This is a genomic window from Sphingobacterium sp. UBA5639, assembly GCF_002421245.1.
In the GTDB taxonomy this organism is placed as follows: domain Bacteria; phylum Bacteroidota; class Bacteroidia; order Sphingobacteriales; family Sphingobacteriaceae; genus Sphingobacterium; species Sphingobacterium multivorum.
This window is the reverse complement of record NZ_DIJR01000005.1, coordinates 131,413-156,856: the sequence shown is the minus strand read 5'-3', so window position 1 is coordinate 156,856 and position 25,444 is coordinate 131,413. Positions and strand designations below refer to the sequence as shown.

The 25,444-nt window shown below is 39.2% G+C and carries 21 protein-coding genes and 1 tRNA gene; 10 read left to right on the top strand and 12 right to left on the bottom strand.

What is annotated here, in order from left to right; all coding sequences use genetic code 11:
• Nucleotides 1-6: 6 nt before the first annotated feature.
• Complete coding sequence (locus tag B4Z90_RS04595; RefSeq protein ID WP_286801473.1) at nucleotides 7-1,221, bottom strand: exo-beta-N-acetylmuramidase NamZ family protein; 1,215 nt, start codon at nucleotides 1,219-1,221, stop codon at nucleotides 7-9.
• A 224-nt stretch (nucleotides 1,222-1,445) separates the two neighbouring features.
• Between B4Z90_RS04595 and B4Z90_RS04590 the strand changes: the two genes are divergently transcribed.
• Together B4Z90_RS04590 and B4Z90_RS04585 are read left to right on the top strand one after the other, a co-directional pair.
• Nucleotides 1,446-2,312 carry a helix-turn-helix domain-containing protein gene (locus B4Z90_RS04590; RefSeq protein ID WP_172462352.1) on the top strand — a complete coding sequence of 289 codons (867 nt, stop codon included), beginning with the start codon at nucleotides 1,446-1,448 and terminating at the stop codon, nucleotides 2,310-2,312.
• A gap of 176 nt (nucleotides 2,313-2,488) precedes the next feature.
• On the top strand, nucleotides 2,489-4,009 hold the full coding sequence (locus B4Z90_RS04585) for an acyl-CoA dehydrogenase family protein (protein WP_201639451.1): 1,521 nt from the start codon (nucleotides 2,489-2,491) through the stop codon (nucleotides 4,007-4,009).
• Nucleotides 4,010-4,091: 82 nt separating this feature from the next.
• On the opposite strand, the gene B4Z90_RS04580 is transcribed toward B4Z90_RS04585, so the two are convergent.
• Nucleotides 4,092-6,005, bottom strand: a complete 1,914-nt coding sequence (locus B4Z90_RS04580) for an AAA domain-containing protein (RefSeq protein ID WP_070569327.1) — start codon at nucleotides 6,003-6,005, stop codon at nucleotides 4,092-4,094.
• 215 nt (nucleotides 6,006-6,220) lie between these two features.
• Between B4Z90_RS04580 and B4Z90_RS04575 the strand changes: the two genes are divergently transcribed.
• From B4Z90_RS04575 to B4Z90_RS04565, 3 genes are all read left to right on the top strand, one after another.
• Nucleotides 6,221-6,559, top strand: coding sequence for a cupin domain-containing protein (locus tag B4Z90_RS04575; RefSeq protein WP_070569321.1), 339 nt, complete (start codon nucleotides 6,221-6,223; stop codon nucleotides 6,557-6,559).
• Nucleotides 6,560-6,655: 96 nt separating this feature from the next.
• Nucleotides 6,656-7,384 (top strand): BlaB/IND/MUS family subclass B1 metallo-beta-lactamase, encoded by a 729-nt coding sequence (bla, locus tag B4Z90_RS04570; RefSeq protein WP_070569933.1) that lies wholly within the window; start codon nucleotides 6,656-6,658, stop codon nucleotides 7,382-7,384.
• Nucleotides 7,385-7,604: 220 nt separating this feature from the next.
• A tRNA-Ala gene (locus B4Z90_RS04565) sits at nucleotides 7,605-7,678 on the top strand.
• Nucleotides 7,679-7,741: 63 nt separating this feature from the next.
• Here B4Z90_RS04565 and B4Z90_RS04560 read toward each other — a convergent pair.
• Complete coding sequence (locus B4Z90_RS04560) at nucleotides 7,742-8,170, bottom strand: nuclear transport factor 2 family protein (RefSeq protein ID WP_083296087.1); 429 nt, start codon at nucleotides 8,168-8,170, stop codon at nucleotides 7,742-7,744.
• 342 nt (nucleotides 8,171-8,512) lie between these two features.
• Between B4Z90_RS04560 and B4Z90_RS04555 the strand changes: the two genes are divergently transcribed.
• Nucleotides 8,513-9,715, top strand: a complete 1,203-nt coding sequence (locus B4Z90_RS04555; protein WP_236586181.1) for a hypothetical protein — start codon at nucleotides 8,513-8,515, stop codon at nucleotides 9,713-9,715.
• Between the two features lie 3 nt (nucleotides 9,716-9,718).
• Here B4Z90_RS04555 and B4Z90_RS04550 read toward each other — a convergent pair whose 3' ends face one another.
• Nucleotides 9,719-10,843, bottom strand: a complete 1,125-nt coding sequence (locus B4Z90_RS04550; RefSeq protein ID WP_286710309.1) for a lipid II:glycine glycyltransferase FemX — start codon at nucleotides 10,841-10,843, stop codon at nucleotides 9,719-9,721.
• Between the two features lie 261 nt (nucleotides 10,844-11,104).
• Between B4Z90_RS04550 and B4Z90_RS04545 the strand changes: the two genes are divergently transcribed.
• Both B4Z90_RS04545 and ybaK read left to right on the top strand, forming a co-directional pair.
• On the top strand, nucleotides 11,105-12,757 hold the full coding sequence (locus B4Z90_RS04545; RefSeq protein ID WP_286801471.1) for a DNA polymerase/3'-5' exonuclease PolX: 1,653 nt from the start codon (nucleotides 11,105-11,107) through the stop codon (nucleotides 12,755-12,757).
• Between the two features lie 12 nt (nucleotides 12,758-12,769).
• The gene (ybaK, locus tag B4Z90_RS04540; protein WP_286801469.1) at nucleotides 12,770-13,246 is read left to right on the top strand and encodes a Cys-tRNA(Pro) deacylase; all 477 of its coding nucleotides are present in this window, start codon (nucleotides 12,770-12,772) and stop codon (nucleotides 13,244-13,246) included.
• A 1-nt stretch (nucleotide 13,247) separates the two neighbouring features.
• Here ybaK and B4Z90_RS04535 read toward each other — a convergent pair whose 3' ends face one another.
• The 8 genes from B4Z90_RS04535 to B4Z90_RS04500 all read right to left on the bottom strand — a co-directional run bounded on the left by B4Z90_RS04535 (nucleotide 13,248) and on the right by B4Z90_RS04500 (nucleotide 23,183).
• A complete protein-coding gene (locus tag B4Z90_RS04535; protein ID WP_286768303.1) occupies nucleotides 13,248-14,015 on the bottom strand; it encodes a methyltransferase domain-containing protein in 768 nt (255 codons plus the stop codon).
• A 42-nt stretch (nucleotides 14,016-14,057) separates the two neighbouring features.
• Nucleotides 14,058-15,041: a lipoate--protein ligase gene (locus B4Z90_RS04530; protein ID WP_201639454.1), complete on the bottom strand. Its 984-nt coding sequence runs from the start codon at nucleotides 15,039-15,041 to the stop codon at nucleotides 14,058-14,060.
• A gap of 129 nt (nucleotides 15,042-15,170) precedes the next feature.
• On the bottom strand, nucleotides 15,171-16,175 hold the full coding sequence (locus B4Z90_RS04525; RefSeq protein WP_201639455.1) for a glutathione synthase: 1,005 nt from the start codon (nucleotides 16,173-16,175) through the stop codon (nucleotides 15,171-15,173).
• Nucleotides 16,176-16,188: 13 nt separating this feature from the next.
• Complete coding sequence (locus tag B4Z90_RS04520; RefSeq protein WP_053003900.1) at nucleotides 16,189-18,021, bottom strand: flavohemoglobin expression-modulating QEGLA motif protein; 1,833 nt, start codon at nucleotides 18,019-18,021, stop codon at nucleotides 16,189-16,191.
• Nucleotides 18,011-18,790, bottom strand: coding sequence for an N-formylglutamate amidohydrolase (locus B4Z90_RS04515; protein ID WP_201639456.1), 780 nt, complete (start codon nucleotides 18,788-18,790; stop codon nucleotides 18,011-18,013). The genes B4Z90_RS04520 and B4Z90_RS04515 overlap by 11 nt, the downstream gene beginning before the upstream one ends.
• Nucleotides 18,791-19,615: 825 nt before the next feature.
• Nucleotides 19,616-20,896 carry a Glu/Leu/Phe/Val dehydrogenase dimerization domain-containing protein gene (locus tag B4Z90_RS04510; protein WP_236586100.1) on the bottom strand — a complete coding sequence of 427 codons (1,281 nt, stop codon included), beginning with the start codon at nucleotides 20,894-20,896 and terminating at the stop codon, nucleotides 19,616-19,618.
• Nucleotides 20,868-21,995 carry a 4-hydroxyphenylpyruvate dioxygenase gene (hppD, locus tag B4Z90_RS04505; RefSeq protein WP_070569291.1) on the bottom strand — a complete coding sequence of 376 codons (1,128 nt, stop codon included), beginning with the start codon at nucleotides 21,993-21,995 and terminating at the stop codon, nucleotides 20,868-20,870. The genes B4Z90_RS04510 and hppD overlap by 29 nt, the downstream gene beginning before the upstream one ends.
• Nucleotides 21,996-22,025: 30 nt before the next feature.
• Nucleotides 22,026-23,183 (bottom strand): homogentisate 1,2-dioxygenase, encoded by a 1,158-nt coding sequence (locus B4Z90_RS04500; protein ID WP_070569289.1) that lies wholly within the window; start codon nucleotides 23,181-23,183, stop codon nucleotides 22,026-22,028.
• A 317-nt stretch (nucleotides 23,184-23,500) separates the two neighbouring features.
• Between B4Z90_RS04500 and B4Z90_RS04495 the strand changes: the two genes are divergently transcribed.
• Entirely contained in the window at nucleotides 23,501-24,475 is a 975-nt protein-coding gene (locus tag B4Z90_RS04495) for a fumarylacetoacetate hydrolase family protein (protein ID WP_286801467.1), read from the top strand.
• A 10-nt stretch (nucleotides 24,476-24,485) separates the two neighbouring features.
• The gene (locus B4Z90_RS04490; protein WP_070569284.1) at nucleotides 24,486-25,385 is read left to right on the top strand and encodes a flavin reductase family protein; all 900 of its coding nucleotides are present in this window, start codon (nucleotides 24,486-24,488) and stop codon (nucleotides 25,383-25,385) included.
• The last annotated feature ends 59 nt before the right edge of the window (nucleotides 25,386-25,444 follow it).

The window sequence follows — 25,444 nt, the reverse complement described above, 5'->3', positions numbered from 1 at the left end:
GTTATATTATTGATAGATAAGGTATTTTTCCCTAGTTTTTCTATAATTACTTAGGCCCGGCTCCCAGCTTTTTCGGATTTCTTCTTCCGAAACACCGGCTTCAATTTGCTTCCGAAATAAACCTACGCCGACGAGCTTTTCGATACTGCCAATCTGTTTCGAAAATGATTGATCAAAAAACTTATCTTTTTCCGGAGAATTCCGATAAAGCGCTATCATCCAGGATAGGTTTATTTTTTTGCTATCGACAAGCTGCTGCAGATCATATTTACGCAGGTCTATTCCATAACATTCTTCATTCATAAAGAGAGGCGATTCACTCATCCCTTTTTTACTGACGGGGACAAATGAGAAATCATATGTACCCTTATAGATTGGGCTACCGATCACAACAAAGGGATAATCGGTGCCTCTACCATGATTTACTTTTACACCTTCAAAAAGACAGGTACTTGGATATATGAGTATGCTTTGTTCCGTATTTAAATTGGGCGAAGGATTGACTGGCAGCTTATAAAGCATACTATGATCATAATCTGCTACAGGAATAATCTTCAATTTACACTTCTTTTTAGTATTCATCCAACCTTCTCCGTTGATCATCTGGGCAAATTCAGCAGTAGTCATCCCATGCGCAATAGGAACAGGGAATTGCCCAATACCCGACTTATATTCTTCCTCCAAAATAGGACCGTCAATTAGATAAGCATTGGGATTGGGCCTATCTAAGATCAAGAGCTCCTTATCATTTTCGGCGCAAGCTTCCATAATATCCCGAAGGGTATTAATGTTGGTATAAAACCTCACCCCCATATCCTGCACATCATAAATAAACAGATCGATATCTTTTAGATCCTTCGCTGTTGGCTTTTTCTTATTCCCGTATAAAGAGACAATAGGAATTTTAGTTGTCGGATCGACTTCATCCCCCACTTCAGTTCCATTACTTGCATTCCCTCGAAATCCATGCTCAGGCCCAAAGATTCTCACAATCTGAACCCCGCGCGCAAGCAGACTATCAACAAGGTGCCGCCCTTTAATAACCGTAGATGGATTGCCCAATATCGCAATGCGTTTATTCATTAAATAAGGAAGGTAACGCTCGGTTTGTTCTGCTCCAGTTTGTATACGATCATTACAATAATTCAACGAGATCTGTGCAGTTGCATTTGTGAATAGGAATAGAATCAAGATAGAAATAAGCACTGGTTTCATATTCATTTGGTTTATACTATTAAAATATAGCCCCTGAGCATCAAGCTATTTATCCGATTGCAAAAACTAAACTAAGGATAAAGCTTTATTTTAGCAAATCATTTGTTAAAATTGATAAACAAGTTTTATCCAGCTACCTTTGGAATATTATTGGGAGCGTGATTTGCACATGAAACAATAGATGACATTCAGAAGCTGTGGCATACTAAATTTTATACTAATAATTGATAATGGAAAAGCAGGTAAATGCGGGCGAATTTGTAGATCGTTTTATGACAGGTAGTTTGGAGCACCTTCGCTACCAGCAATCGCCGATCAAGATATTTCAGCTCAGTGAAATCGCCCCTTACATTAAATTCCCTACTCCGCCTATTTTCTTGGGCTATAACCTCCTCGTCCATATAACTGAAGGTTATTTTAAACATCAGATCGGTGCCAAAGAATATGTCGTTCAGGCTCCAGCAATTCTTATCAGCAATTATGGTAATATTTCAACAATAAAGTCTGTCGATAAATCTTCGAAAGGGCATTGCGTCTTGATCAACGACAATGCGATGACGTCCATATTCAGGGAACAGGAGATTTTGAATATCTTTAACATCTCGCCCTTACTTAACTTAACTGCACAAGATAGTAGTGATCTTCAGGAGCTTTTTAGATTACTTTATAATGAACTACTTTCGGAATTCCCTTATCGAGAACTGTTTGAAAATTTGTTAAAATCGGCAATTTTAAAAATCATCAAACTTTCGTCCTCCAATCAAGCCCTCAATCGTCGGCAGGAAATTGCAATGATGTTCAAACAGCTTGTGCACAAAAACTTCAAAAAGCAAAAAAATATTTCATTCTACGCCGACAAACTTGCAGTATCTACAAACTACCTTAATCGCTGTGTATTTTCAGTATTTAAAAAATCTTCCAAAGAACTTATTCTAGAAGTACTGATTATGCACAGTCAATTTCTGCTGTTTGAATCCACTAAAAGCATTGCAGATATCTGTTATGAATTGGATTTTTCTGACCCGTCTTACTTCTCACGACTTTTCAAAAAAATAGTTGGCGTCTCTCCTACTTCTTATCGAAACAGAGCAACTTAAATTTTCAACATGCACGATTTGTCCTATCTTTTATACTGAAGTACACAAGAAAATCAAATTGATTGCAGTTATTTTTGTATAAGTCATTGAAGCAAAAGAGAATTTCAGTTCGGTAGCACTCTTTATTCTCGATGTTTCAATTTACATTGTTCCATCATTTAATTACATATTTAAAGATGCTTAAGGTTTCAGAAGACAACAATATAACCCAGGATTTCGATTTGTTTATTGCAGATTTTAAAACTAGGCTGTCAAGCTTATTTAATAAGGAATACGATTACAACTCGCTCAGTTTAACGCGTGGGCTTCCGCCTGAGTTTTTAAAAGAGATCATGAAAATGCAACCATTGTCGGTTGCTATCCCCGAACATCACGGTGGTCGTGGTCTTCATGTAAAAGAATGTTTGGGTGTACTGGCGGCAGCTTCTTATGAATCACTATCGTTATCGCTAATCTTCGGGATTAATATTGCACTATTTTTGGAACCTTTTGCCAAATACGGCAACACCTTACTTCAAGAGAGGGTATTCCATCAATTTTTGGAAAATCAGGCAATGGGAGGACTAATGATTACCGAACAGGCTTACGGCAGTGACGCACTCAATATGCGAACATCTTACGAACAAAGGGACGATAAGTACTATATAAAAGGTGAAAAACACTGGCAAGGTCTTACTGGAGCTGCAGACTTTTGGCTCGTGACGGCACGCAAGAAAAATGAAAATGGAGAACTGGTGCGGGATATAGATTTCTTTGTCACAGAGAACGCCGTCGAAGAACAAAAGATTGTTGTAACAAAGAAATACAATAGCCTCGGTCTCTATGCAATTCCTTATGGTGTCAACAACATTGATATCAATGTTCCCGCGGATCATAAACTAAATCCGGAAAGTACAGGAATTAAATTGATGTTAGATACCCTCCACCGCAGCAGATTACAGTTCCCAGGAATGGGCATGGGTTTTATAAAACGAATGTTGGATGAGGCCATGACACATTGTTCCGAACGCCGTGTAGCAGGTATTAGTTTAACTGAATTAGACGCTGTTAAATTTCAGTTGTCGCGCATACAGGCTGCATTTACCTTGTGTTCTGCAATGTGTTCATACAGTGTCTCGATCAGCTCTATCCATAATGACCTTTCAGCCTATGGTGTAGATGCCAATAGTGTGAAAGCATTTGTGACAGACTTAATGCATGAAGCCGCGCAAATATGTGTGCAATTATCCGGTGCAAATGGCTACAGGTTAGACCATGTTGCCGGTCGTGGCCTCATAGACAGTAGACCTTTTCAAATCTTTGAGGGATCAAATGAAATGCTATATTCTCAAGTTGCTGAAGCGATCGGTAAACTTATGCGCAAAACCAAAGAAAGCAACTTATTATCTTTCTTAAAAAAATATAGCTCAACTGAATTTGCAGCACCATTTTTCTCATCAATCTTGAATTTTGACTTTCCGCTACAGCCGAAACAACGTGAACTGGTTACACTTGGAAAGGTAATCGCCCGCGTCATTTGTTTTCAGTATGTTTTAGAAATTAACAATGCCGGGTTCAATGATAAGATGACTGAAATAACACGTCAACACGTAAGTATGGATATTTATATGTTGGTAGGCCAATTATCAAATAACAATAATGCCGAACCACTTATGAACTATGACGAGAACACGGATTGGATGAAGTTCACTTCTTAATCAGGAGAGATTACAGGAATCAAACTAGTCAGTAAGTTTCAATAAACGCAAGAGGCCACTTCCTATGAAGTGGCCTCCTGCGTTATATTGCTGAAATATCCCATTCCCAAACACTATGATAGTGCCCTATCGACTCGGTATAGGCAATAAATTCTCGGTAAAACGGATGTGAACCTATTGTAGCACTATCTCCAATAACAACCAATTTCTTCTTAGCCCTAGTCATTGCCACATTCATCCGGCGGACATCAGACAAAAAACCAATCTGCTGTTCAGCGTTACTTCTGGTCAAACTGATATAAATAACATCCTTCTCTTGTCCCTGAAAACTGTCTATTGTCTGTATTTTAATCAAGTCATTAAAAGGTCGCAGCTCGTCTTCCCCTTCCAATACTTCCTTCAGGAAAGTAGCCTGTTTCCGATAAGGTGCAATCACCCCGATGCTCAGGCTTTCATTTAGGGTCGAGGAAGCTTTCCAAGCCCCAATATGGTCGTTTAGATGAGCTTTAATAAAATGAGCTTCGCCCATATTGAAGATTGCGCCGTCACTTTCCGTTTCTTCAAATCCCGCTCCTGCTGTATCAATAAATAACACCGGTTCAGTATCCACTGCTAAGCTCCACTGTGCCACGGTACTATCTGCTCTTAACGAACCATTATATAAGGCTACAGATGGGTAATGCATAATTTGTTCATTCATGCGATACTGCACATCTAGCAAAGAAACTAATTGTGGATTACGGTCTACCAATTTTTCAAATAATGTATGACTCAGGCCATGGTTAGATCCCTTACTCGATTTTACTGTTGGAGGTAATTGATTATGATCACCGGCCAAAATAAGCCGATGTGCCTTTAATATCGGTATCCAGCAAGCAGGCTCTAATGCTTGTGCGGCCTCATCAATAATGACTGTTTCATAGCTACGATTGCGGATAACCTCATGATTTGATCCAACCAAAGTTGCAGTGATTACCTGCGATTTATCCAAAACATCTGCACTGATAAAATCTTGAATTTTATCGACATCTTTTCTGATTCGATGGGCCTCATCAAACAATGCTTTTCTTTGCTCCCGCTCAGCCTTTCCAAAATTACGTTTATATTTTTGAGCCATCTCTGTATACGTCCGCACTTGTTTTTGAAGTGTTTTAATATCCTTATTTGCGGGATGTCGATCAATCTTTGCATCGAGTGTCAATTCTTGAAGATGTTCCGAAACCTTAACAGGATTACCTATTCTTGTTACTGTAATGCCAGCAGCGTCTAAACGTTCGGTTAGCAGATCAACGGCCGTATTGCTCGGGGCAACAACCAATACTTGCTTGTTGTATTGTTTTAGGAGTGCCTGCACGGCCTGAACCAATGTTGTTGTTTTCCCTGTCCCCGGCGGCCCATGCAAAAGAGCCACGGTACTTGCTTCCAATAGCTGTTGGATCGCTTTATTTTGCCCCATATTTAAGCTGGGATGCTCAAAGAATTCTCCAATAGAAGCAATCGGAATGACCTCTTCACCGATTAATCTTCTCACTAAACTACCCTGCTTTGCATCACGGCTCAATTCCTTTCCTTTCTCCAATGCATTAAACATCTCCCGATAGGAATACTCATCAAATAACAAATCAACACCAAGCTTCCCTCTTCTGCTCCATTCTGGAAGTTCATCGACACGAAATGAAATTCGCATCCCATCCCTATTGATCGAAGATATGATGCCCTCTATTCGATCTCGGTCGGGATCGTGATTTGAAAACAGACAAACTGGCATACCAAAGCGAAACTTATGTTCGACCTCATAATGATTTGTTCGGTTTAAGTTAACGGACAAATAGTCTCCTCTTCCAAGCTCCATATCCGTTATCTGAATCGGAAACCAGGTGACACCTTGCATTCTTCGTTCATTCAAACTACTTTTCAACAACAAATTTTCATGTTGTAATTTATCAAATTGCTGCTCTTCTTGTAATAAAGTAATAAGCTCGTCGAAATAATTCATCGTGTCATATATATATTGCTCAGGCACAAAATAACTGTTTTTTCACGTATTTGGACCATTTGGTTTTTAATTTCATCTCATCCTTTGCCAAATTTTGTAAAGCAAATCGATATCCTTCTAAGGAAGCAATGGATGTAGCCGTAAATTCATTTTTTTTTGTTATAATTGAAAAACAGAGCGTTTTCCAATCGAAACATCCATAAATCAACAATTAGATGAGCGAAATATTCTTACACGACAGCGAACAGCAATGGACAGACTTGGGCGAAGGTGTGATGCGAAAAATACTTGTTTTTAATGATGAACTCATGCTCATGAAAGTTCGTTTTAAAAAAGGGGCCATCGGTGCACTTCATCAACACCCCCATACACAGATTTCTTATGTTAGTGCTGGAACATTCAGATACCATATTGACGGTGTTGATCGCATCCTAACTGCAGGAGACTCTTGTATCATCTATTCGCAATTGGTTCATGGATGTGAATGTCTCGAGGAGGGTGAACTGATCGATTCATTCACTCCTTATCGCGAAGACTTTGTTCAGTATACGTAAAAATGCATTGATAAGGTCTTGAAAAAATAATAATCATTTTGTTCTAACGTTAATGCAATAACATTCAAAAATATGATCTCACTTCTTTCTCCTCATATGCGCGCAACATTTGCTGGTGTATGCCTGAGCATTGGTTTACTCGGTCTTTCCCCATCTCTACAAGCGCAAGAAAAACCTCTTTTAATAGAGAAGATAAATTCGCAACTATACCTCTATACCACCTTTAATAATTTTGAAGGCACCAAATATGCTGCTAATGCGGTCTATTTAATAACAAAAAAAGGCGTTATTCTATTTGATACACCATGGGATTCCACACAATATCAACCCTTATTGGACAGTATCAAACAGAAACATAATTTACCCGTCATTGCGGTGTACGCAACACACTGGCACGAAGACCGTGCGGGTGGTTTTGCGTATTACAACCGTATTGGAATTCCAACCTACGCAACGAAAATGACGAACGACCTACTAAAGGCAAATCACAAAGCCCAGGCCACTCATCTTGTTTCCACCAATAAAACCTACAGCGTCGGCGGACAATCTTTTGTTCTGAACTTTTTTGGTGCCGGACACTCCATGGACAATGTTGTTGTCTGGTTTCCTGAATATAAGATTCTAGACGGTGGTTGTTTTATAAAAAGCTCCGAAGCCCAAGATCTAGGATTTACGGCAGATGGGGATATAAAATCCTGGAAGCCATCCCTAGCGAGGTTATTGGCAAAATATCCCGAAATTAATATGGTTATTCCTGGACATGATGCCTGGAAAGATAAAGGTCAGATAAAGCGAACCGAAGCTCTGCTTACTGAAGGACACTAATACATTTCTTTTATCCCCAAGGATGCCGGTAAACTCTCTTGTTTTTCAATAGGATAAAAATATCTGTAAGGAACCAAATAGATAAAACCATTGATTATAATGCATTTAGGTCGTCAAAAAAGAAGCAACTAGATAACAGACCTACAAAAAACAGTAGAAAAATAAAAAAGAGGCTTTGTTTATCCAAAAAAGTACTATCTTAGCGACACCAAATAAAGCAGGGGCATTAGCTCATTTGGCTAGAGCGCTTCGCTGGCAGTGAAGAGGTGATCAGTTCGAATCTGATATGCTCCACAAAAAAAGGGTACTTAAGTACCCTTTTCTTATTTTTAATCGACCAATTTTGACAGCAAATTCTTATTTATAAGAGTTTACAGATTTAGAAATTTTCCAGGTTCCGTTTTCTTTAACCAGTGTGATCAGATCTGTTTTAGCAAAACCATCAAATTGCATCGTAACTTTCGCAATGGCATAATCAGGTAATTCTTCAACGATCTGTGTTGTTGTTCTGCAGTTCATCTTAATTCCTTTTTGTTTTTTCAAAAATTCAATCATCTCATGACGGCTATGTTTCAAATCTTGTTTACCACAAACCTTTTGATCAAAATCAGCTGTAAAAAGCTTGTCTAAATTAGCTACTTGACCTTCGGTCATTGCACCAACGTATTCATCGATGGCTAAATCAGCAGTAATTAAATTGCGTTCTTCTGGCTTAACTGAAGCCATCGAGCAAGTAGAGATTGCAATCATTGCCGCTGCTACAAATGTTTTTACTAAAGTTTTCATATCTTTTTCAATTTTATAATGTATTAGTATATTTTCTTATTTTACTGTCGCTTACTCTATAAATTTGTTGCGTACTTTTTTTATTTATTTTCTGATTCAAAGTTAAGACAACTCATATATTGATTTCATTACATTTAGATTAACATTACATTAAAATCGGTAAATGCTATTTTTTTCTAGGCGAATGAAATTTCCAATCAATTCGCTGTATAGCCAAAACGTGACAGAATAAATAAATTATTGGTTTGAATATTGTTATTCTGTCTATTTCCTGCTAGATTGCATTCTTTCATGACACACTACGATAGCGTATATTTTTTTTATATTAAATGTTCTATTTTGATGGTTTTACTTGTACTTGGCGACACTGTATATGCACAACGTCCTGTCAATGAAATAGAAACCACCAAACATCTCGCCGATACAAGTAGACAACGGGACCTGATTGATATTGGAAAAGAAATATTACATATCAAGCCACCCCAAACAGTCGATAGTACAGGAAAGAAAATCTATTTTTCCTTTTTACCGTTTTCGACAAATGTTCCCGGAGGAGGACACGCCTTAATTACAAGTACCACAGCAGGATTTTATTTAGGAGATCGTTCCGATACCTATATGTCCAAGATGACATTTACCCCTTACACAAATTTTGGTAAACGATTTGGTCTGCCAATACGTTCTTACATCTGGTTAAAAGAGAATACATGGGTGATCGATGGCGATATCCGACTACTAAAATACCCGCACGAAACTTGGGGAATTGGCAAAGAGCATTATGGCGATCAGCAGATTAATTTAGACTACACCTACTTTCGTTTATACCAACACGCATTAAAAAGAATTCATGGGGGACTTTTTATGGGAATCGGTTATGATTTAGATTATAGAATGAATATTAAGTCTACGAGCAACACCAAGCTCGAAGACTACACGTCCTACCCTTATGGAACAGATTTAAAAGACAATACCATGTCTTCGGGAGTAAGCTTCAATTTAATTTACGATACACGGGCCAATTCGATCAATACTTGGTCGGGTAACTATGCCAATTTACAGTTCCGTATAAATCCGACATTTTTAGGTAGTGATCAGAATTGGAAATCGCTATTTCTTGAAGTTAGACGATACCATAGGCTCACCCAAGACCGAAACCGACAAAATATGATTGCCATAAGGAGTTTCTTCTGGACCGTATTTAATAGTAAAGCACCCTATCTCGATCTTCCTAATTTGGGATGGGATCCATACAATAGTTCGGGAAGAGGCTTTCCAGTCAGCCGTTTTCGTGGCAAATCACTTTATTACTTAGAAACGGAATATCGTCGTGATATCACTCAAAACGGCTTATTTGGATTCGTAGCATTTATGAATTTTACGACATTAAATGGACCAAAGAATTCCATGTTCGAGGACTGGAACGTCGGCACTGGTGCAGGTGCGCGAATTAAGTTTAATAAAAACTCGGGCACCAACATCGGCATCGACTATGGTATCAGTAAGAACCACCGCGGTGTTAGACTCACCTTGGGTGAGGTATTTTAATTACTAACTCAAATGATAGCGCTGATTTTTAAACTCCATTGAAGCATAATACTGATATTTCCTATTGTCCAAGGGATAATCCCAACAGCCCATACGGTGGTAGATTTCACCACCAAATCCTGTTTTGAAACGATAAAGCCCATATAAAGGATGTGAAGGATCTGCCTGTGGCGATACCCCAAAAAAATCATATTCTGTACAACCTTTTTCTTTCGCAAGCTGCATAGCACGCCATTGCAAAGCATAGGTCGCCATATAATTACGATTTTCGGAAGCAGAAGCTCCATATAGATAAGTCCCCCGATTTGCCGCAATCACCAAAAACATAGCGGCCAAAGGCTGGTTATCCACTTCAGCCACTAAAAGATAGACATCTGCGGGAGATAATGTATCACTTGCCCTTGCAGAAAGAACGATCTTAAAATAGCTTATATCATGTAAGAAAAAGTTATTTCGAAGAGCTGTCTGCCGATAAAGCTCATACCAAACCGCCAAACTTTCAAGCCCCAGCGAACGCACACGTACGCCTTTTCGTTCTGCTAAATTGATATTATACCGTGTCTTAGATTTCATATTTCCAAGCAAGATGTCCTCCCCTTTTCTAAGATCCATAAAAATCGTGTTTGAAGGAAGTATGTCCGTATTGGCTTTATGAAAGTTCCAGTTTTCTGTGTTAAAATTAAAGCGCATTTCCTGAATCCGTTTCTCCGGCACCCCTAGCCAGTTACCATGAAGATCGTAACAATCATCCTCTTTAGCCCAATGTGATTCCCAAGATAAATCATAGCGTATCATTATACAATTTGGTGGCAGATGGGAACGTAAACTTTCCGACAACTGTTCTAAAAAATAGCCCTGGTTTTCATCTGAAGGTTCAATCTCAGGTCCATAAGGTACATAGGCTATGCTATGTTCCTGATCTATGGCTTGTATAATAATTAATAGATCACCGATAAAATAGGTATCGTCGTCGACTCCGACATACAGATCGGATTGTTTGGATTTAAAATTAAATGCCTTCGATTGTATACCTTGCATTTTTTTTACTGCAGACCAATAAGCCGTTTGTTGAATAATACCTGTTTTATAAAGTCCACTGATTTCTTTGTCACTAATGTCTGCTATCATGTTAATTTACTATTGAATAGGGATGTTTTTTAAAGGATAGTCACAAAATAACTCCAATTTTAACACCCAAAAACGGCAAACATAGCCAAAATGTTTGGTTAAGCGCACATGCATTTGTCACTTTGTTGTTAATTTCAAGAAATAGAGAAAAACAGGCATTCAAAGTCGCTTTTTTACATTATTTAACGCTATAATATCCGCGTTTGAATTGTTATTTTGACCTAAAATTTAAGATATTTGTAGCTTAACAATTCAAATACGATGGACAATAAAGCGATCTCAAAAATTTTCAAATTATGTAGCCAATTGATGGAGCTTCACAACGAAAATCCTTTTCGAACAAAATCCATTGCAAGTGCATCTTTTAAGTTGGACAAGCTACCTTTCCGTATTGAAGAGGCCAGTCTTGAAGAATTGAGTGCACAACCTGGAATAGGAAAAAGCACTGCTGAAAAAGCCAAAGAAGTCGCTGCTACGGGAACTTTCAAAGAGCTTGAGGATCTTATTGAAAACACACCATCCGGTATTATTGAAATGTTAAATATTAAGGGCCTTGGCCCTAAAAAGATTCAAATTATCTGGAAAGAACTCGAGATTGAAAGTGTCGGCGAATTACTTTACGCCTGTAATGAAAACCGTCTCGTAGAAGCAAAAGGGTTTGGTCTTAAAACGCAGGAAGACATCAAAAAATCCATTGAGTTTTCTATTTCCAACAAAGGATGGTTTTTATATGCGAAAGTACTTCCACTGGCAGAAAAATTTTTCAACGAATTGAAATTGCATTTCCCTTCTTCGCTGCTGTCATTTACAGGAGATTTCAGAAGAAAATGCGAGGTTTTGAGTACCGTAGATCTTTTAATATCGGAAAGTATAGACAACGTCGAAAAATTCCTCGATGGATTTACTTTAGTGGAAAAAACAGAAAACTCCATAGAACTGACCGATGAATTGGGTTTTACTTTCAAAGTATTCAGTAGTAATATCAATGATTTTTATCGCGACCTGATTCTTAGTACCGGATCCACTGCACATCTCGACCTCCTATTTAATATTCTACCAGATCTCCCTTCACTTTCCAGTGAGGAAGCAATTTACCGCAACTTAGGTTTAGATTATATTGAGCCCGAATTGCGGGAGGGACTGAATGAAATAGCGCAGGCCCAAAATCATACATTGCCAAAACTGATTCAATACAAAGATCTCAGGGGAACACTCCACAATCACTCCACCTATAGTGACGGCGTACATAGCCTCGAGCAAATGGCCGTGCATTGTAAAGATGTCCTGGGGCTAGAATATTTGGGTATATGCGATCACTCGCGAACTGCAGTCTATGCCAACGGCCTTTCCATTGAGCGATTGGAACAACAATGGAATGAGATTGCTACCTTAAACGAAAAATTGGCTCCATTCAAGATTTTCAGGGGAATTGAATCTGATATTCTAGGTGACGGTTCATTAGACTATCCCGATGAGGTATTGGCTAAGTTTGACTTCGTTGTCGCCTCCGTACACTCCAATCTGAAAATGGACGAAGACAAAGCCACAACAAGACTAATCAAAGCGATCGAAAATCCGTATACAACAATCTTAGGCCATCCAACAGGAAGACTATTATTAAGTAGAGCCGGATATCCCTTAGATTTTAAACGGGTAATCGATGCTTGTGCGGCAAATGGCGTTGTCATTGAGATAAATGCAAATCCTTTACGATTAGATCTGGATTGGAGATGGCACCGTTATGCAGTGGAAAAAGGAGTTTTACTTTCCATCAATCCCGATGCCCATCGTACCGAGGGATTACACGATATGCAATATGGTGTATTGGTGGCGCAAAAGGGTGGTCTGCAAGCAAGTAACTGTTTGAATGCATACGCGCTAGATGCTATAACGAACTATTTTAATAAGAAATAAGAAGGCTAGGGAATGTCGAGTAAAACAAATGCTGTTCGCCTGTTGGACACAGCAAAAATAACGTATGAACTCAGAGCATATGAGGTTGACGAACAGGACGTCAGCGCTGCGCATGTCGCCGAAACCCTAGGTTTGTCGCCCGAGACCCTTTATAAAACCTTGGTATTAAAAGGTAACAAAGATCCATACATTGTCGCCGTAGTTCCCGGAAATGCACAACTCGACCTAAAAAAAATAGCGAGGGCCTCTGGGAATAAAAACTGCGAAATGCTCCCGATGAAAGACCTTTTAACGGTGACCGGCTATATTCGTGGTGGCTGTTCACCTATTGGCATGAAAAAACGGTTCCCAACCTTTATTGAAGAGGCCGCACAATTGGAGACAGCGATTTCGGTAAGCGCAGGAAAAAGGGGGCTTCAGATTATTTTAGCCCCAACAGACTTGGCTACGATCACAGCTGCCCATTGGTCCGATCTGATCGATATGTGAATTACCCTTTACGCCCATATAATAAAATGCGCTTGAAAGAATAGATCGCTGGAAATTTAGTAAAATGTTTTTTGATGCGTGTTTTAAATTCAGTTACAAACATAGGCTTCTTATCTTCCTCCAATTGTTCCATGTAAGGAATCAAAGCAGACCCAGCGATAAAATTGTAAAGCATATCTGCATCAGCAGCAATGAGCGGATATACACGAAGAGAAAGGTTTAATTGATCCAGGCCATTATCAAATAACAATTGCGCATAAGTATCAATATCCAATACCGAAGAAGGCCTATTCCAGCCCCTTAAATAGGATCGATAGGGTTCTTCCGTCGCCAATTCGAATAAAATTTTATTGAGTATATTTTCGGGCTGATAAGGCATTTGTATCGCCAATTGCCCGCCAACATTAAGCTTAGAAATAATTTGAGGGAAAAGAACCTGATGATCTTCCAGCCATTGTAAAGCAGCATTACTGAATATAAGATCCCATGTTTTTGGCTCTGCAATGAAGTTCTCAACGGAACTTTGCCTAAATTTTAGACGTTCCGTTTCCAACTTATGACTTTTAGAAAGCATTTCCGCAGAAGAATCTACCCCAAGAAAGGTCGCTTGAGAAAATTGTTCGCTTAAGATAGCTGTCTGTTCACCTGTACCGCAACCTAAATCGACTGCATGCTCCATTTTATCGGCAGTAATTAGCTCAGATAAATCATAAAACGGTTTAAAACGGATATCTTTAAATTGATTGTATACAACTGGATTCCAAGGCATATATTTATTAATTAACACCCGTATCGGGCAATACTACATTTTCTATTTAAACAAGGTAAGAATTTCTGCGGGTTCAACTTTACCAAAATACGCCGTCAAATCAATTGATTTCAGTAAGCTATCAATTTCTCCTACTTCATGCTTTTCACCAATCAATAAATTTTCAAGTTCATGAATTGATCGGGATGCAAAAAAATCACCGAAAATTTTAGCCCTTTCAATGTATCCTTTATGTACATCCAAATGCAACTCGATGAATCCTGCTGGGATCTTAATTGCTTTTTTAAAGTTATAATTTGGTGAAAAACCGAAGTTCCAATCCCATGTTTCATACTTCTCTTCGACCAATTTTTCTATATTTTTAATATCCAAAGCGGTAAACTCAATCATTTTGGCTGTCGGATTCTCAAATTTTATTTCTTTAATCAACAATTCCTTAAAATATCCAGTCGTAAAACCAGCAGGTAGATATTCAATTAAGTTTGTGACACGTGCGCGATTCGATCTTACCGCCTTATCTACAAACTTCAATGGATTGACCTTTAAAGCATCGCTTAATACCTGCATCTGCGAATCAATCAATATCGTACCATGTTGGATCATCTTCCCATTTTTTGCAAGCTTGGCATTTCCACTAAACTTCTTCCCATCTACCAGGAGGTCATTTCTTCCTTCTAATTTTGCAGGGATATCTAATTTGTTCAAAATAGTTACAATCGGCTGTGTAAAGGTTGAAAAATCCATAAAATCATGATCTCCCAATAAGGTATGAAAAGAAAAATTTAAGTTCCCAGCATCATGATAAACGGCACCACCCCCAGACATTCGTCGCACGACCTTAATCTGATGCTCGTTGACATAATCAAGATTGATTTCGGCCAGGGTATTCTGAAATTTACCCACGATAATTGAAGGGTCATTTACATAGAGTAAAAAAATATCCTCTTTAGGAAATTTACCCAATAAATATTCCTCTGAAGCGATGTTAAAATAGGCGTTGTGGGATGGAGAATCGATAATCAGCATATTTTTCTTTTTTCAAAAATAACAAGAATTTAATCCATGTAATTCATTTCAAATTCATAATTACTGAAAATCGCCATTACAATACTCCATCGGATTTCTACAACACAGTCTTCCTAAAGTCAACTCTCATCAACCTCGTTCCCTGAAAGCAACCCTCTCCGCTATTTTTTTTATAATAAGCGCCGAAAAATCCTCTTTTACAATTTCTTCCGTCTGGCATAATGCCCCCGGACTAAACACATTGATTTCCATAATACGATCTCCCACCACATCCAAACCGACAAAATACATTCCGTCTTGAACTAATTTATCTCGGATCTTATCGACCATAACCAATAACTCCGGTGAAATAATGGCTGCTTGGGTCTTTGCGCCTTGATGCACATTGCTCCGAATCTCGTCCCCTTGTTGTACACGATGAACAGCAGCATATTTACCATTGATCGAAATAGGTTCTCCATTTAATAAAAAGAATCTGATATCACCGCGGGAAGCTTCCGGAAGATATTCCTGGCCAATCACATAACCATCCCGGGCAATAGCCTCTACCGTTTGCTTGAGGTTTTGCTGATTATCTTTATTGATTAAAAACACGTTTTTACCGCCGGAGCCCTTCAAGGGTTTTAAAATAATAAGTTTATTCTGTTGTTCAAAAAACTCAATGACATCGGTATAATTTCGGGTTACAATTGTTTTCGGTCGAATAGATTCATCAAATCCCTCAAGATACAACTTATTACTAGCCCGACTAAGGCTATCGGGATCATTGATAACCCATACACCTTTTTCTTTTAGGAGAGCGGCAAATTGTAGGGCCGATGCTGCAGCCCAAGGTCGGTTAACCATATCCAGGACTGGGTCAAATCGTAGCCAGACCACATCCATATCTTCCAAAATCATTTTAGTTTTTTCCGTTGTGCGCAATACCTCCATGAGTTGATTAGCAGAAGTAAGCATCTGATCAGGAAGTACTTTTCGTACATGGGCGGCAATATAGGCTGACTCATAGTAGAAATCGGCCAAGCCAATATAATAAATTTCATGCCCCATTTGATGGGCCTTCAACGCCAAAAGGGTTGTCGTGAAACGAGCAGTTTCTTTATGGGTTTGGTTGATCACGAATGCTATCTTCATATAAAATATCTGATTACTGAATCATTTGAAATATTCCATTACTTTTTTTGAGATGTAACAAGGCATCCTTGTATGGATCCATTAGATACCTTGGGATTAGGGTCGGGGCTTTCAATACCCCCTTTAACATAAGTTCTTCTACGATTGGTATATAATCTTCGCGGATTTTACCCATCGTCAATAGGGATAGATCTCGTCCACTCTTGATATAATTGGTCAATTCGATTAAACCACTCAAGTATAATGCATCTTTGGTAAGCCCGCCACTTCGATAGACCCTCATCGTCATTTGAAAAGCTGTTTCTGGCAAAAATTGATACTTGTCTACCAAGACGGAAAATGTATCAATAAATGAACCGCCTTGCTGCATCTGATGGACAGCGATAACTCGGCCTGCCAGAATACGTAGTCTATTATTTGTCAGGCCCCCTACCAAATATTCAGCAAGTACGGCGAGGCCTTCCTGAAGTTTTTCATAACCGGGAACTCCTAATCGAAAGAGACTGAACGGCTGTTGCTTGCCGTTATAGTACGTAACGATATGTGTACCGACCTCATGTTGAATCAGTGCCTTGACCCTATTCCGCGGCAAACTATACTGCTTACTTATATTGAGTACACCTTGATTGACCATCACACCATAAATATCATCCCGTAGCCTCACTGTGGTGCCAAAGCTTGGATCTTGGTTTTTCAGATAATCGAATTCTTCCTGGGCAAGCTTGGCAAATTCCTCGGCATAGACAATGTCCTCTTCTTTCGTTCTCACTTCTCGATCCGTTGTTGTAATTGTCAAAATTGCTTGTGCCTTTTCTAGTAATTTTTCATTGACAGTACCAAAGACCTGCATGCTGCCCAACAAAAATCCTTCTTTTCCCCGCTCACTCAGCATGGTCATCATCTGATCAAGCTCCTTGCGTTTATCACGAAACAAATAAGCAATGGAAGGATCAAATAAATCTTCGATATGCAAGTTATAGAGGTTTCTCTTGATAATATCTGGATCAATGGGCATGGGTCTATATCGAAAAACAGGGGTTTTTCGGTAATTTCCTTTCTTGAATTGCTGCCAGGCATCATACGAATTTGTTGGCGTAACCAATAATAAAAAATCAAATCGTTGGCTTTCCCGTGCTAATTTCTGATCAATCTCCCAAGCTAAAGGAAGCATCTTTTTAGGCTGGCTTATTTTAAATGCTGTAGGTTTAGATAAGGTATGTATGCGAATGAATTCAAAGAATGTTTTCGACAGACTCCTGGATATGGCCTCACGGAAATGACGCAGATCAATCGGTAAAATTTGCTGATTTATCCCTAAAAGGTATTTCGGTTTTATCTCCAGCCCCATATAAAATATATTGGTGTTCAGGTTATCCAACTGTACGCTCGAAGGAGATAAACTTTGCGTTGCATTTGTTTTGGAATCTGTCAGTATTTCCACGTTGGAAATCGATTCTTCTGTGAGCAGTTGCTTGCCTAGATACTGAGCGATAGCCTGTACATTTTTCCGCGCAATATGAATTTGGATATCTTCCTCCTGTGCCGGATCTGCGGCCCAAGCTTCAATAATCAAACAAGCACCAAACTCTTCGACAAGTTGATTGAGGATTGGAGCGATCCATTCAGAAACATTCATCTGCGGATCTCTTACCCTAAAATAAGCTGGTTCTGATTTAACCAACTCTGCCAGCATAGGGTCTTGACTGAAAAACTGTCTGTATAAAAACAGATAAGGAACAACTTGATTAAAGACCAGTTTGTTTTTTGGGGGAATCTGTACGTGGAAAACCTCCTTATTTTTGATCATTTTTAAAATGCCAGCAAGTTGTTTCGCATTATCTTTCATAGGCAAAATAATTTTCCAGTGTTCCAATGCTGTGCAAGAGAAGTTGCTTATACTCCTGAAGCTTTTGCGGAAATACTTCTCCGGTCCATTCGTCCATGAAGTCTTTCCGAAATTCGATAGAAAAAATACAGCCCTTATCGCCAAACTTATCATTCAAATACGCAGAAAGGAATCCGCCTTTAAATTTCACATTCTCGCGTACGTCGTAAACTTGTCCATCTTTTCCAGTCTGTAGTACTTCCAGTACCTGATCAGTCAGCATTCGCCATTTTTCGTGATTATGTTGTGTCCCAATGTTGATTTGAGGGTCGGCGGCATTATTCACACTAGTTTGAGGTCCCCCGCGACGCATATTATAACTATGAATATCATACACGATAAAATAACCATAACGATCAATCGTACGCTGAATCGCTTGGCTTATTTCCTCATACATGCTATCATAGGCAGCATACAGCTGATCTTTTAGTTCATTGGGTAGATCTCTTCGCCATACCTGTATCCCCCAAGATTGCTCAGGCAAAAGATAAATAGCATCTTCTCGTTTTCGATTAAGATCCAATTGAAACCTGGAAGTTCCAGATACAAATCGATTACAAGGTAATTCCGCCAAAATAGCTGTATAAGGATCCTCTTCGCGTAATCGTTCCTCTTCTGCAATATTCATGTAGGGCATCAAATGCGCATCGACCTGATGGCCATCATGAATGGCAAAAGCCCAAAATGGGCTATCGTCATTTTCAAATTGATAGCGATATGTTAAAGACATGTACCTTTTTTTTTAAACAGTTTGTGTCAAATAGACAGCATGGATTGCTGCCCCTTTTGCTTAGATAAACGCTTATGAGCAATAAAAGGTTTGAAAATTAAATGGATTGTCCTGCAGAATTAGAGGCTCCCCTTCTTGTCGGAAAAGCAGCTGTTAAAAATCGTTAAACAGCCAACGGATCCAGCACATTGGCATCTTTCTTGAATATTGTTCAATAGTTTCATAAATTTAGGTTAATAATTTAGTTAGTTTATAAAAAACCTGTTAGTCCCCGCTAACAGGTTTTTTATTTCCCCTAAAAAGAAAACAAAATAAATAGTAGTACACTTTATTGAAATTCAACAGTAAATAGTCAAAAAATGTTAAAAATTAAAAAAATACACAATCAGCTGAAACATTTTTTGAACTTACTACGTTATATAGGTACTTTTCATAAATTTAGGTTAATAATTGGTTAGGAAGACTCCTGTTGCTCCCCGCTTCAGGAGTTTTTGTTTATCAACACGTTAAGACAAATACAAAACAAAAAAAATCATTCAGAGCATCAGTTTTTGAAAACTGTACAACGAGTTTTTTTTAGTCTACGCTGTTTTGATCTCTCAACTAAACTTCAAAAAAATCGAATTTCAGGCAGAAATTTTAATAACAAAAAAATGACAATATGTTCATGCTAAGAAAATAAGTTTTGGCATAGGTATTGCACTGTTTTAAGCATTCATAAATTTAGGTTAATAATTGGTTAGTTAAAACACTTGAAGTTCCCCGCTTCAAGTGTTTTTTTTATAGTGTTGCGGCAAAAGCAAATTAGAATTTAGCCTCTTACGGTTAATTTCCGGCTTCTACCAACTGTTTTAATGCAATTTCGTATGCTCTCGATGAAATATGAGTCTTTTTAGAAGAAACCGACCTAATTTTCTTTAGTGCTTCAAAAATTACGCTGGAAACATCCGAAAAAATTGCATCATCACTGATTTCGATATTCCGTTGCATTAAATAAGCAAATACTCTCGCCATACCACAATTGGCAATAAAGTCTGGTATAACCGCAACATGCTGATCTGCGAATTCCATCACAGGACCATAAAATATCTCCTGATCTGCAAATGGTACATTGGCACCTGACGCGATCACCTCAAGCCCATGATTTATCAGCTGTTGGATCTGATCTTTTGACACTAAACGGGAGGCCGCAGCAGGCACAAAAATATCCGTTTCCAGACTCCATATTTCTTTCTGTATCTGATCGAAAGAAATCAAATCCGGAGAACAAAGCTCATTGCCTTTGCGTTCTAAAAGCAAACGGGTAATCTCTTCCTCTCCAAATCCTTCCGGATTGATAAGTCCGCCGACGCGATCAATTATACCAACTATTTTTACACCAAGTTTAGACAGATAAAATGCCGCTGCGGCAGCAACATTACCCCAACCTTGAATTACCGCTCGCTTCCCAAAGCAATTTTCACCAAAAAGTTGATAATAATGACGAATTGACTCTGACACCCCATAACCCGTGATCATATCTGCCACTTTGTACTTACGCTTCAGATCCGGACTGTAGGAACTATCCTCCAATACTTTGGAGACCCCATAACGCAATTGCCCAATTTGATGAATACGGTTGCTTTCATTCACCTTAAAGTGACCATTCAAAATCCCTTCTTGAGGGTGCCATAGTCCATATTCTTCCGTTAACGGAATGACATCATGAATTTCATCGATATTTAGATCTCCACCGGTTCCATAGTAGTTTTTCAATAGCGGTGTGACAACTTTAAACCAACGTTCCAACACTTCATTTTTCCTTGGGTCGTGTGGATCGAAATCAATTCCAGATTTTGCGCCCCCTATTGCAGGTCCAGATACCGTAAATTTGACCTCCATTGTTTTTGCCAAAGATTCTACCTCATGCCTGTCCAATCCAGCCCGCATTCGGGTACCTCCGCCGGCGGCACCTCCACGTAAGGAATTAATAACAATCCATCCCCTGGCATCAGTTTCACTATCTTTCCATTCGAAAACAATTTCAGGGCTTTTATGCTCAAAAGCGCCCAATAATTCCTTCATCCCTTCCATACTGCTATAAGTTTCCTCGGCGTTCTTGTTCACGTTCAATTGCTTCAAAAAGAGCCTTAAAATTTCCTGCGCCAAAACTTTGTGCCCCCTTACGTTGGATGATTTCATAAAATAAAGTTGGTCTATCCTCTACCGGTTTTGTAAAAATTTGTAGCAAATAACCTTCTTCATCACGATCAACTAGAATGCCCAGTTCTTGGATGATCCGTATCTCTTCATCAATTTTTCCAACTCGCTCGGGCAACATATCGTAGTATGCTTCGGGAGGAGCACCCAAAAATTCTACTCCCCTTGCTTTAAGTTCCCGCACGGTTGCCACGATATCTTTGGTTGCCAGAGCCGCATGTTGTACACCTTCACCCTCATAAAACTCAAGGTATTCTTCTATCTGCGATTTTTTCTTTCCTTCGGCAGGCTCATTGATCGGAAACTTCACAAAGCCATTTCCGTTGCTCATCACTTTACTCATCAAAGCAGAATATTCTGTATTAATCTGCTTGTCATCAAAAGATAAAATATTGACAAAGCCCATTACATCCTGATACCATTTTACGGTTTCATTCATCTTATTCCATCCGACATTACCTACGCAATGATCAACATAAAGCAGTCCGGTTTCCGTTGGATTGTAATCGCTTTCCCATTTTTCATATCCTGGCATAAATGGACCAGAATAATTGCGGCGTTCAACAAACATGTGAACGGTTTCGCCATAGGTATAAATGCCTGCTGTCCAAACTTCTCCATTTTCATCCTTCAGAAGTTGTGGTTCCTGATAGACTTTCGCTCCTCTATTTGTTGTTTCTTCAAATGATTTTCGTGCATCATCGACCCAAAGAGCCAATATTTTGACACCATCACCATGTTTTTTAACATGCGCTGTTATAGGATGGTCAGATTTCAATGCCGTGGTAAGCACTAAACGTATTTTATTTTGTTTTAACACGTAGGATACACGGTCTCGAACACCTGTCTCCGGTCCGGCATACGCATCCGACTGGAATCCAAAAGCTGTTTTGTAATAATGTGCGGCCTGTTTGGCATTGCCAACATAAAATTCAATATAATCTGTGCCATTAATCGGTAGAAAATCTTGCGCTTGGGCAATTTTTTCTGCAAATGTATTTGCCATAATTTATATAAAGGTTATTCGTTTATTTTCCTAACTCATCCAAGATTTATAATAATCTGGATCTTCTATATCGAGTGCTTCTTGGGTCAACATCAGTGGTCGAAAAGGATCGATCATCACGGCCAACTCCTCGGTTTTCACTTGCCCAATGCTTTTTTCCACCGTCCCTGGATGAGGTCCATGTGGTATACCACCTGGATGTAACGTTATCTGTCCCCTTTCCACAGATTTTCGACTCATAAAATCGCCATCCACATAATATAGGACTTCATCTGAATCTACATTACTATGGTTATATGGTGCTGGAATCGAATGCGGATGGTAATCATACATACGAGGGCAAAAACTGCATAATACAAAATTGTCTGTTTCAAAGGTCTGGTGAACGGGTGGTGGCTGATGCAATTTGCCTGTTATCGGCATGAAATCATGAATCGAAAATGCCCATGGAAAATGATAGCCATCCCAACCAACAAAATCAAATGGATGGCTCCCATAAACATACGGATAAATCATACCCTGCTTCTTGATCTTCACTTCAAAGTCACCCAGTTCATCAAAAGTTTCCAAATTTTGAGGTACCCGAATGTCCCGCTCAAAAAAGGGCGCATGTTCCATCAATTGACCAAATTCATTGCGATAACGTTTGGGCGTACGTACAGGAGAAAATGATTCAACAATAAACAGCCGATTATCTTCCTGTTCAAATTCCATTTGATAAATCGTTCCTCGGGGGATTACCAAATAATCTCCATACTTGAAGGAGATACTCCCATATCCAGTCCTGAGTTTTCCCATCCCCTGATGGATGAAGACAATCTCATCTGCCTGGCTATTTTTATAAAAATAGTCATCCATCGACCGACGGGGAGCTGCTAAGGATATATGTAAGTCCTGATTAACCAACACAGGGGTCCTGCTTTCGAGGTAGTCATCTTTTGCCTGTACCTGAAATCCCTTTAGACTGGTATGTTTAAGATGTTTGTCGCGGGCAATCCGGGGAGACACATCATAAGGCTCGCTGATTTGTTTAACGAGTGTGGGTGGATGACAATGGTACACTAAGGAATAAAGACTGGAAAAACCATGTGTGGATACTAATTCCTCGGCATAAAGCGTGTTATCGGGCTTTCTAAAAACAGTATGTCGCTGCATTGGAATTTGCCCTTGTTTAACATAAAATGGCATAATTCTACGATTTAAACGGTTATAAAATTAAATGAATATCCAAATTGCCAATAGAATGATCGGCAAGTAGTAAAAGGGAAGATTAGTATTGTGCAAAAACGATATCAGCTATGATTGCTTTATTAAAAGCAACATAGGGCATGGAGGACGCAAAGCGATGTACACCACGATTGATCATTTTTTATAGTTTATAATGCTTTAATAAAGGTAATAATATTTTTCTATTTTCAAGAGAAGAAATATTTTTTTCAAATCTTATACAATATATTTGTGTCGAATGCTAACAACATTGAATAACCAAATAGAACACTTCATATATGAGAATTGTCACTAGCACTAAAAATGGTCAACAAGAATTGGGCATTGTTATAGACGACCGCTTTTATAGTTGCTCAGTCATCGATCAAAACCTTCCCACAACGATGTCGGACTTCCTCAAGGGTGGTGGAGAGACCATGAATCAGCTACAAATCCTTGAAACAGCTTTGCGTCGCGGCGCTATGAACAGGCCCTATCGCCTACTAGACGATATCCAACTTATCGCCCCTGTGCCACAGCCAACATCTTTTCGTGATGCTTACGCTTTTCGACAGCATGTCGCAACCTCGAGAAGAAACCGCGGATTAGATATGATCCCTGAATTTGATGAATTTCCTGTTTTCTATTTCTCCAACCATCAGTCTATACAGGGACCTGGCCCCGTTCAATGCATGCCCCTGCATTTAAATCAACTGGATTTCGAACTAGAAATCGCAATAGTTATCAATAAACCAGGAATCAATATTCCCGCTGCGCAGGCGGATGAGTATATTGCTGGCTATATGATTATGAATGATTTTAGTGCCAGAAAACTTCAAATGGAGGAAATGAAATTGAATTTGGGCCCTGCCAAGGGCAAAGATTTTGCAACAGCAATTGGACCTTACTTGGTGACAAAGGATGAATTGGAACCTTATAAGGTTCAACCTGCAGCAGGACATATTGGCGACTGTTATTCGCTCAATATGACTTGTAAAGTAAACGGCGCGCAAGTCTCAGCGGGCAATTTTGCGAGCATGCATTGGACTTTTGCAGAAATTATTGAGCGGGTTTCCTATGGTGTACAACTTTACCCCGGTGATATAATCGGCTCTGGGACAGTCGGAACAGGTTGCTTTCTTGAGCTCAATGGTACGGCACGCATAGCCGACCCTAATCATAAAGACCAATGGCTCAACCTTGGCGATGAGATTGAGCTAGAAATCACGGCGCTCGGAAAACTTTCCAATTCTATTGTATTATACCATTCATAAATATACGGATATGACCTCTTCCTTTGAAACCATCACCTTTGAATCTGTTAAAGACAAAGCGATTATAGATAATTTAATTAAATACGCTGTTGCACCGCGGCCAATTTGTTTTGCAAGCACGATCGATAGCAATGGAAACATAAATTTAAGCCCCTTCAGCTATTTCAACCTGATGTCCCATCAGCCGCCCATCTGTGTTTTCTCTCCATTGCGAAGGATGCGTGATGGTAGTACCAAACATACATTGGATAATATCCAGGAGGTTAATGAAGTTGTCATCAATATCGTTAACTACGCTATGGTCCAGCAACAATCCCTTGCCAGCACCGAATATGCCAAGGAAATAAATGAATTTGATAAGTCGGGTTTTACGCCTATCCCCTCTATTCAGGTGGCACCACCGCGTGTAGCCGAATCGCCAGTCCAGCTGGAATGCCAGGTCAGAGAGGTTGTCGCATTAAGCAATGAGCCAGGAGCTGGCAATCTCGTTATCGCCGAGATCCTCTATATGCATGTTCATAAACACTTATTGGGCGAGAACAATACCATTCAACAAAAAGATTTGGATTTGGTAGCAAGGCTCGGTGGTGATTGGTATTGTCGTGTAACCGACGAGAACTTATTTATTGTCCCGAAGCCCCTCCGTAGCTTGGGAATTGGCATAGATCAACTTCCAGAAAAAATTAGATTTTCGAATGTACTAACTGGAAATCACCTGGGCTTGCTGGCTAATGTTGAAACACAACCAACAATAAAAGACCCACAGCAAGAAGATAAATACTTCAACTATCTGAAGCTAAATTTCGAAGATAGCCCATCAAAATTCACGCAAAAAGTTCATGAATACGCTGCCCAACTATTAGATGCGGGCAAACTTCATGAAGCGTGGCAAATTTTATTAAGGGGCTAGTATAATTAAGTTCCAGAAAATAGTACGTTCAAACTCTTAGACCGTCCTATTTTCTAGAA

What these genes read in the sequence shown, in the direction of transcription:
- B4Z90_RS04595 (WP_286801473.1), bottom strand. Translation starts at nt 1,221, where the DNA reads ATGAATATGAAACCAGTGCTTATTTCTATCTTGATTCTATTCCTATTC.
- B4Z90_RS04590 (WP_172462352.1), top strand. Translation starts at nt 1,446, where the DNA reads ATGGAAAAGCAGGTAAATGCGGGCGAATTTGTAGATCGTTTTATGACA.
- B4Z90_RS04585 (WP_201639451.1), top strand. Translation starts at nt 2,489, where the DNA reads ATGCTTAAGGTTTCAGAAGACAACAATATAACCCAGGATTTCGATTTG.
- B4Z90_RS04580 (WP_070569327.1), bottom strand. Translation starts at nt 6,005, where the DNA reads ATGAATTATTTCGACGAGCTTATTACTTTATTACAAGAAGAGCAGCAA.
- B4Z90_RS04575 (WP_070569321.1), top strand. Translation starts at nt 6,221, where the DNA reads ATGAGCGAAATATTCTTACACGACAGCGAACAGCAATGGACAGACTTG.
- bla (WP_070569933.1), top strand. Translation starts at nt 6,656, where the DNA reads ATGCGCGCAACATTTGCTGGTGTATGCCTGAGCATTGGTTTACTCGGT.
- B4Z90_RS04560 (WP_083296087.1), bottom strand. Translation starts at nt 8,170, where the DNA reads ATGAAAACTTTAGTAAAAACATTTGTAGCAGCGGCAATGATTGCAATC.
- B4Z90_RS04555 (WP_236586181.1), top strand. Translation starts at nt 8,513, where the DNA reads ATGGTTTTACTTGTACTTGGCGACACTGTATATGCACAACGTCCTGTC.
- B4Z90_RS04550 (WP_286710309.1), bottom strand. Translation starts at nt 10,843, where the DNA reads ATGATAGCAGACATTAGTGACAAAGAAATCAGTGGACTTTATAAAACA.
- B4Z90_RS04545 (WP_286801471.1), top strand. Translation starts at nt 11,105, where the DNA reads ATGGACAATAAAGCGATCTCAAAAATTTTCAAATTATGTAGCCAATTG.
- ybaK (WP_286801469.1), top strand. Translation starts at nt 12,770, where the DNA reads ATGTCGAGTAAAACAAATGCTGTTCGCCTGTTGGACACAGCAAAAATA.
- B4Z90_RS04535 (WP_286768303.1), bottom strand. Translation starts at nt 14,015, where the DNA reads ATGCCTTGGAATCCAGTTGTATACAATCAATTTAAAGATATCCGTTTT.
- B4Z90_RS04530 (WP_201639454.1), bottom strand. Translation starts at nt 15,041, where the DNA reads ATGCTGATTATCGATTCTCCATCCCACAACGCCTATTTTAACATCGCT.
- B4Z90_RS04525 (WP_201639455.1), bottom strand. Translation starts at nt 16,175, where the DNA reads ATGAAGATAGCATTCGTGATCAACCAAACCCATAAAGAAACTGCTCGT.
- B4Z90_RS04520 (WP_053003900.1), bottom strand. Translation starts at nt 18,021, where the DNA reads ATGAAAGATAATGCGAAACAACTTGCTGGCATTTTAAAAATGATCAAA.
- B4Z90_RS04515 (WP_201639456.1), bottom strand. Translation starts at nt 18,790, where the DNA reads ATGTCTTTAACATATCGCTATCAATTTGAAAATGACGATAGCCCATTT.
- hppD (WP_070569291.1), bottom strand. Translation starts at nt 21,995, where the DNA reads ATGGCAAATACATTTGCAGAAAAAATTGCCCAAGCGCAAGATTTTCTA.
- B4Z90_RS04500 (WP_070569289.1), bottom strand. Translation starts at nt 23,183, where the DNA reads ATGCCATTTTATGTTAAACAAGGGCAAATTCCAATGCAGCGACATACT.
- B4Z90_RS04495 (WP_286801467.1), top strand. Translation starts at nt 23,501, where the DNA reads ATGAGAATTGTCACTAGCACTAAAAATGGTCAACAAGAATTGGGCATT.
- B4Z90_RS04490 (WP_070569284.1), top strand. Translation starts at nt 24,486, where the DNA reads ATGACCTCTTCCTTTGAAACCATCACCTTTGAATCTGTTAAAGACAAA.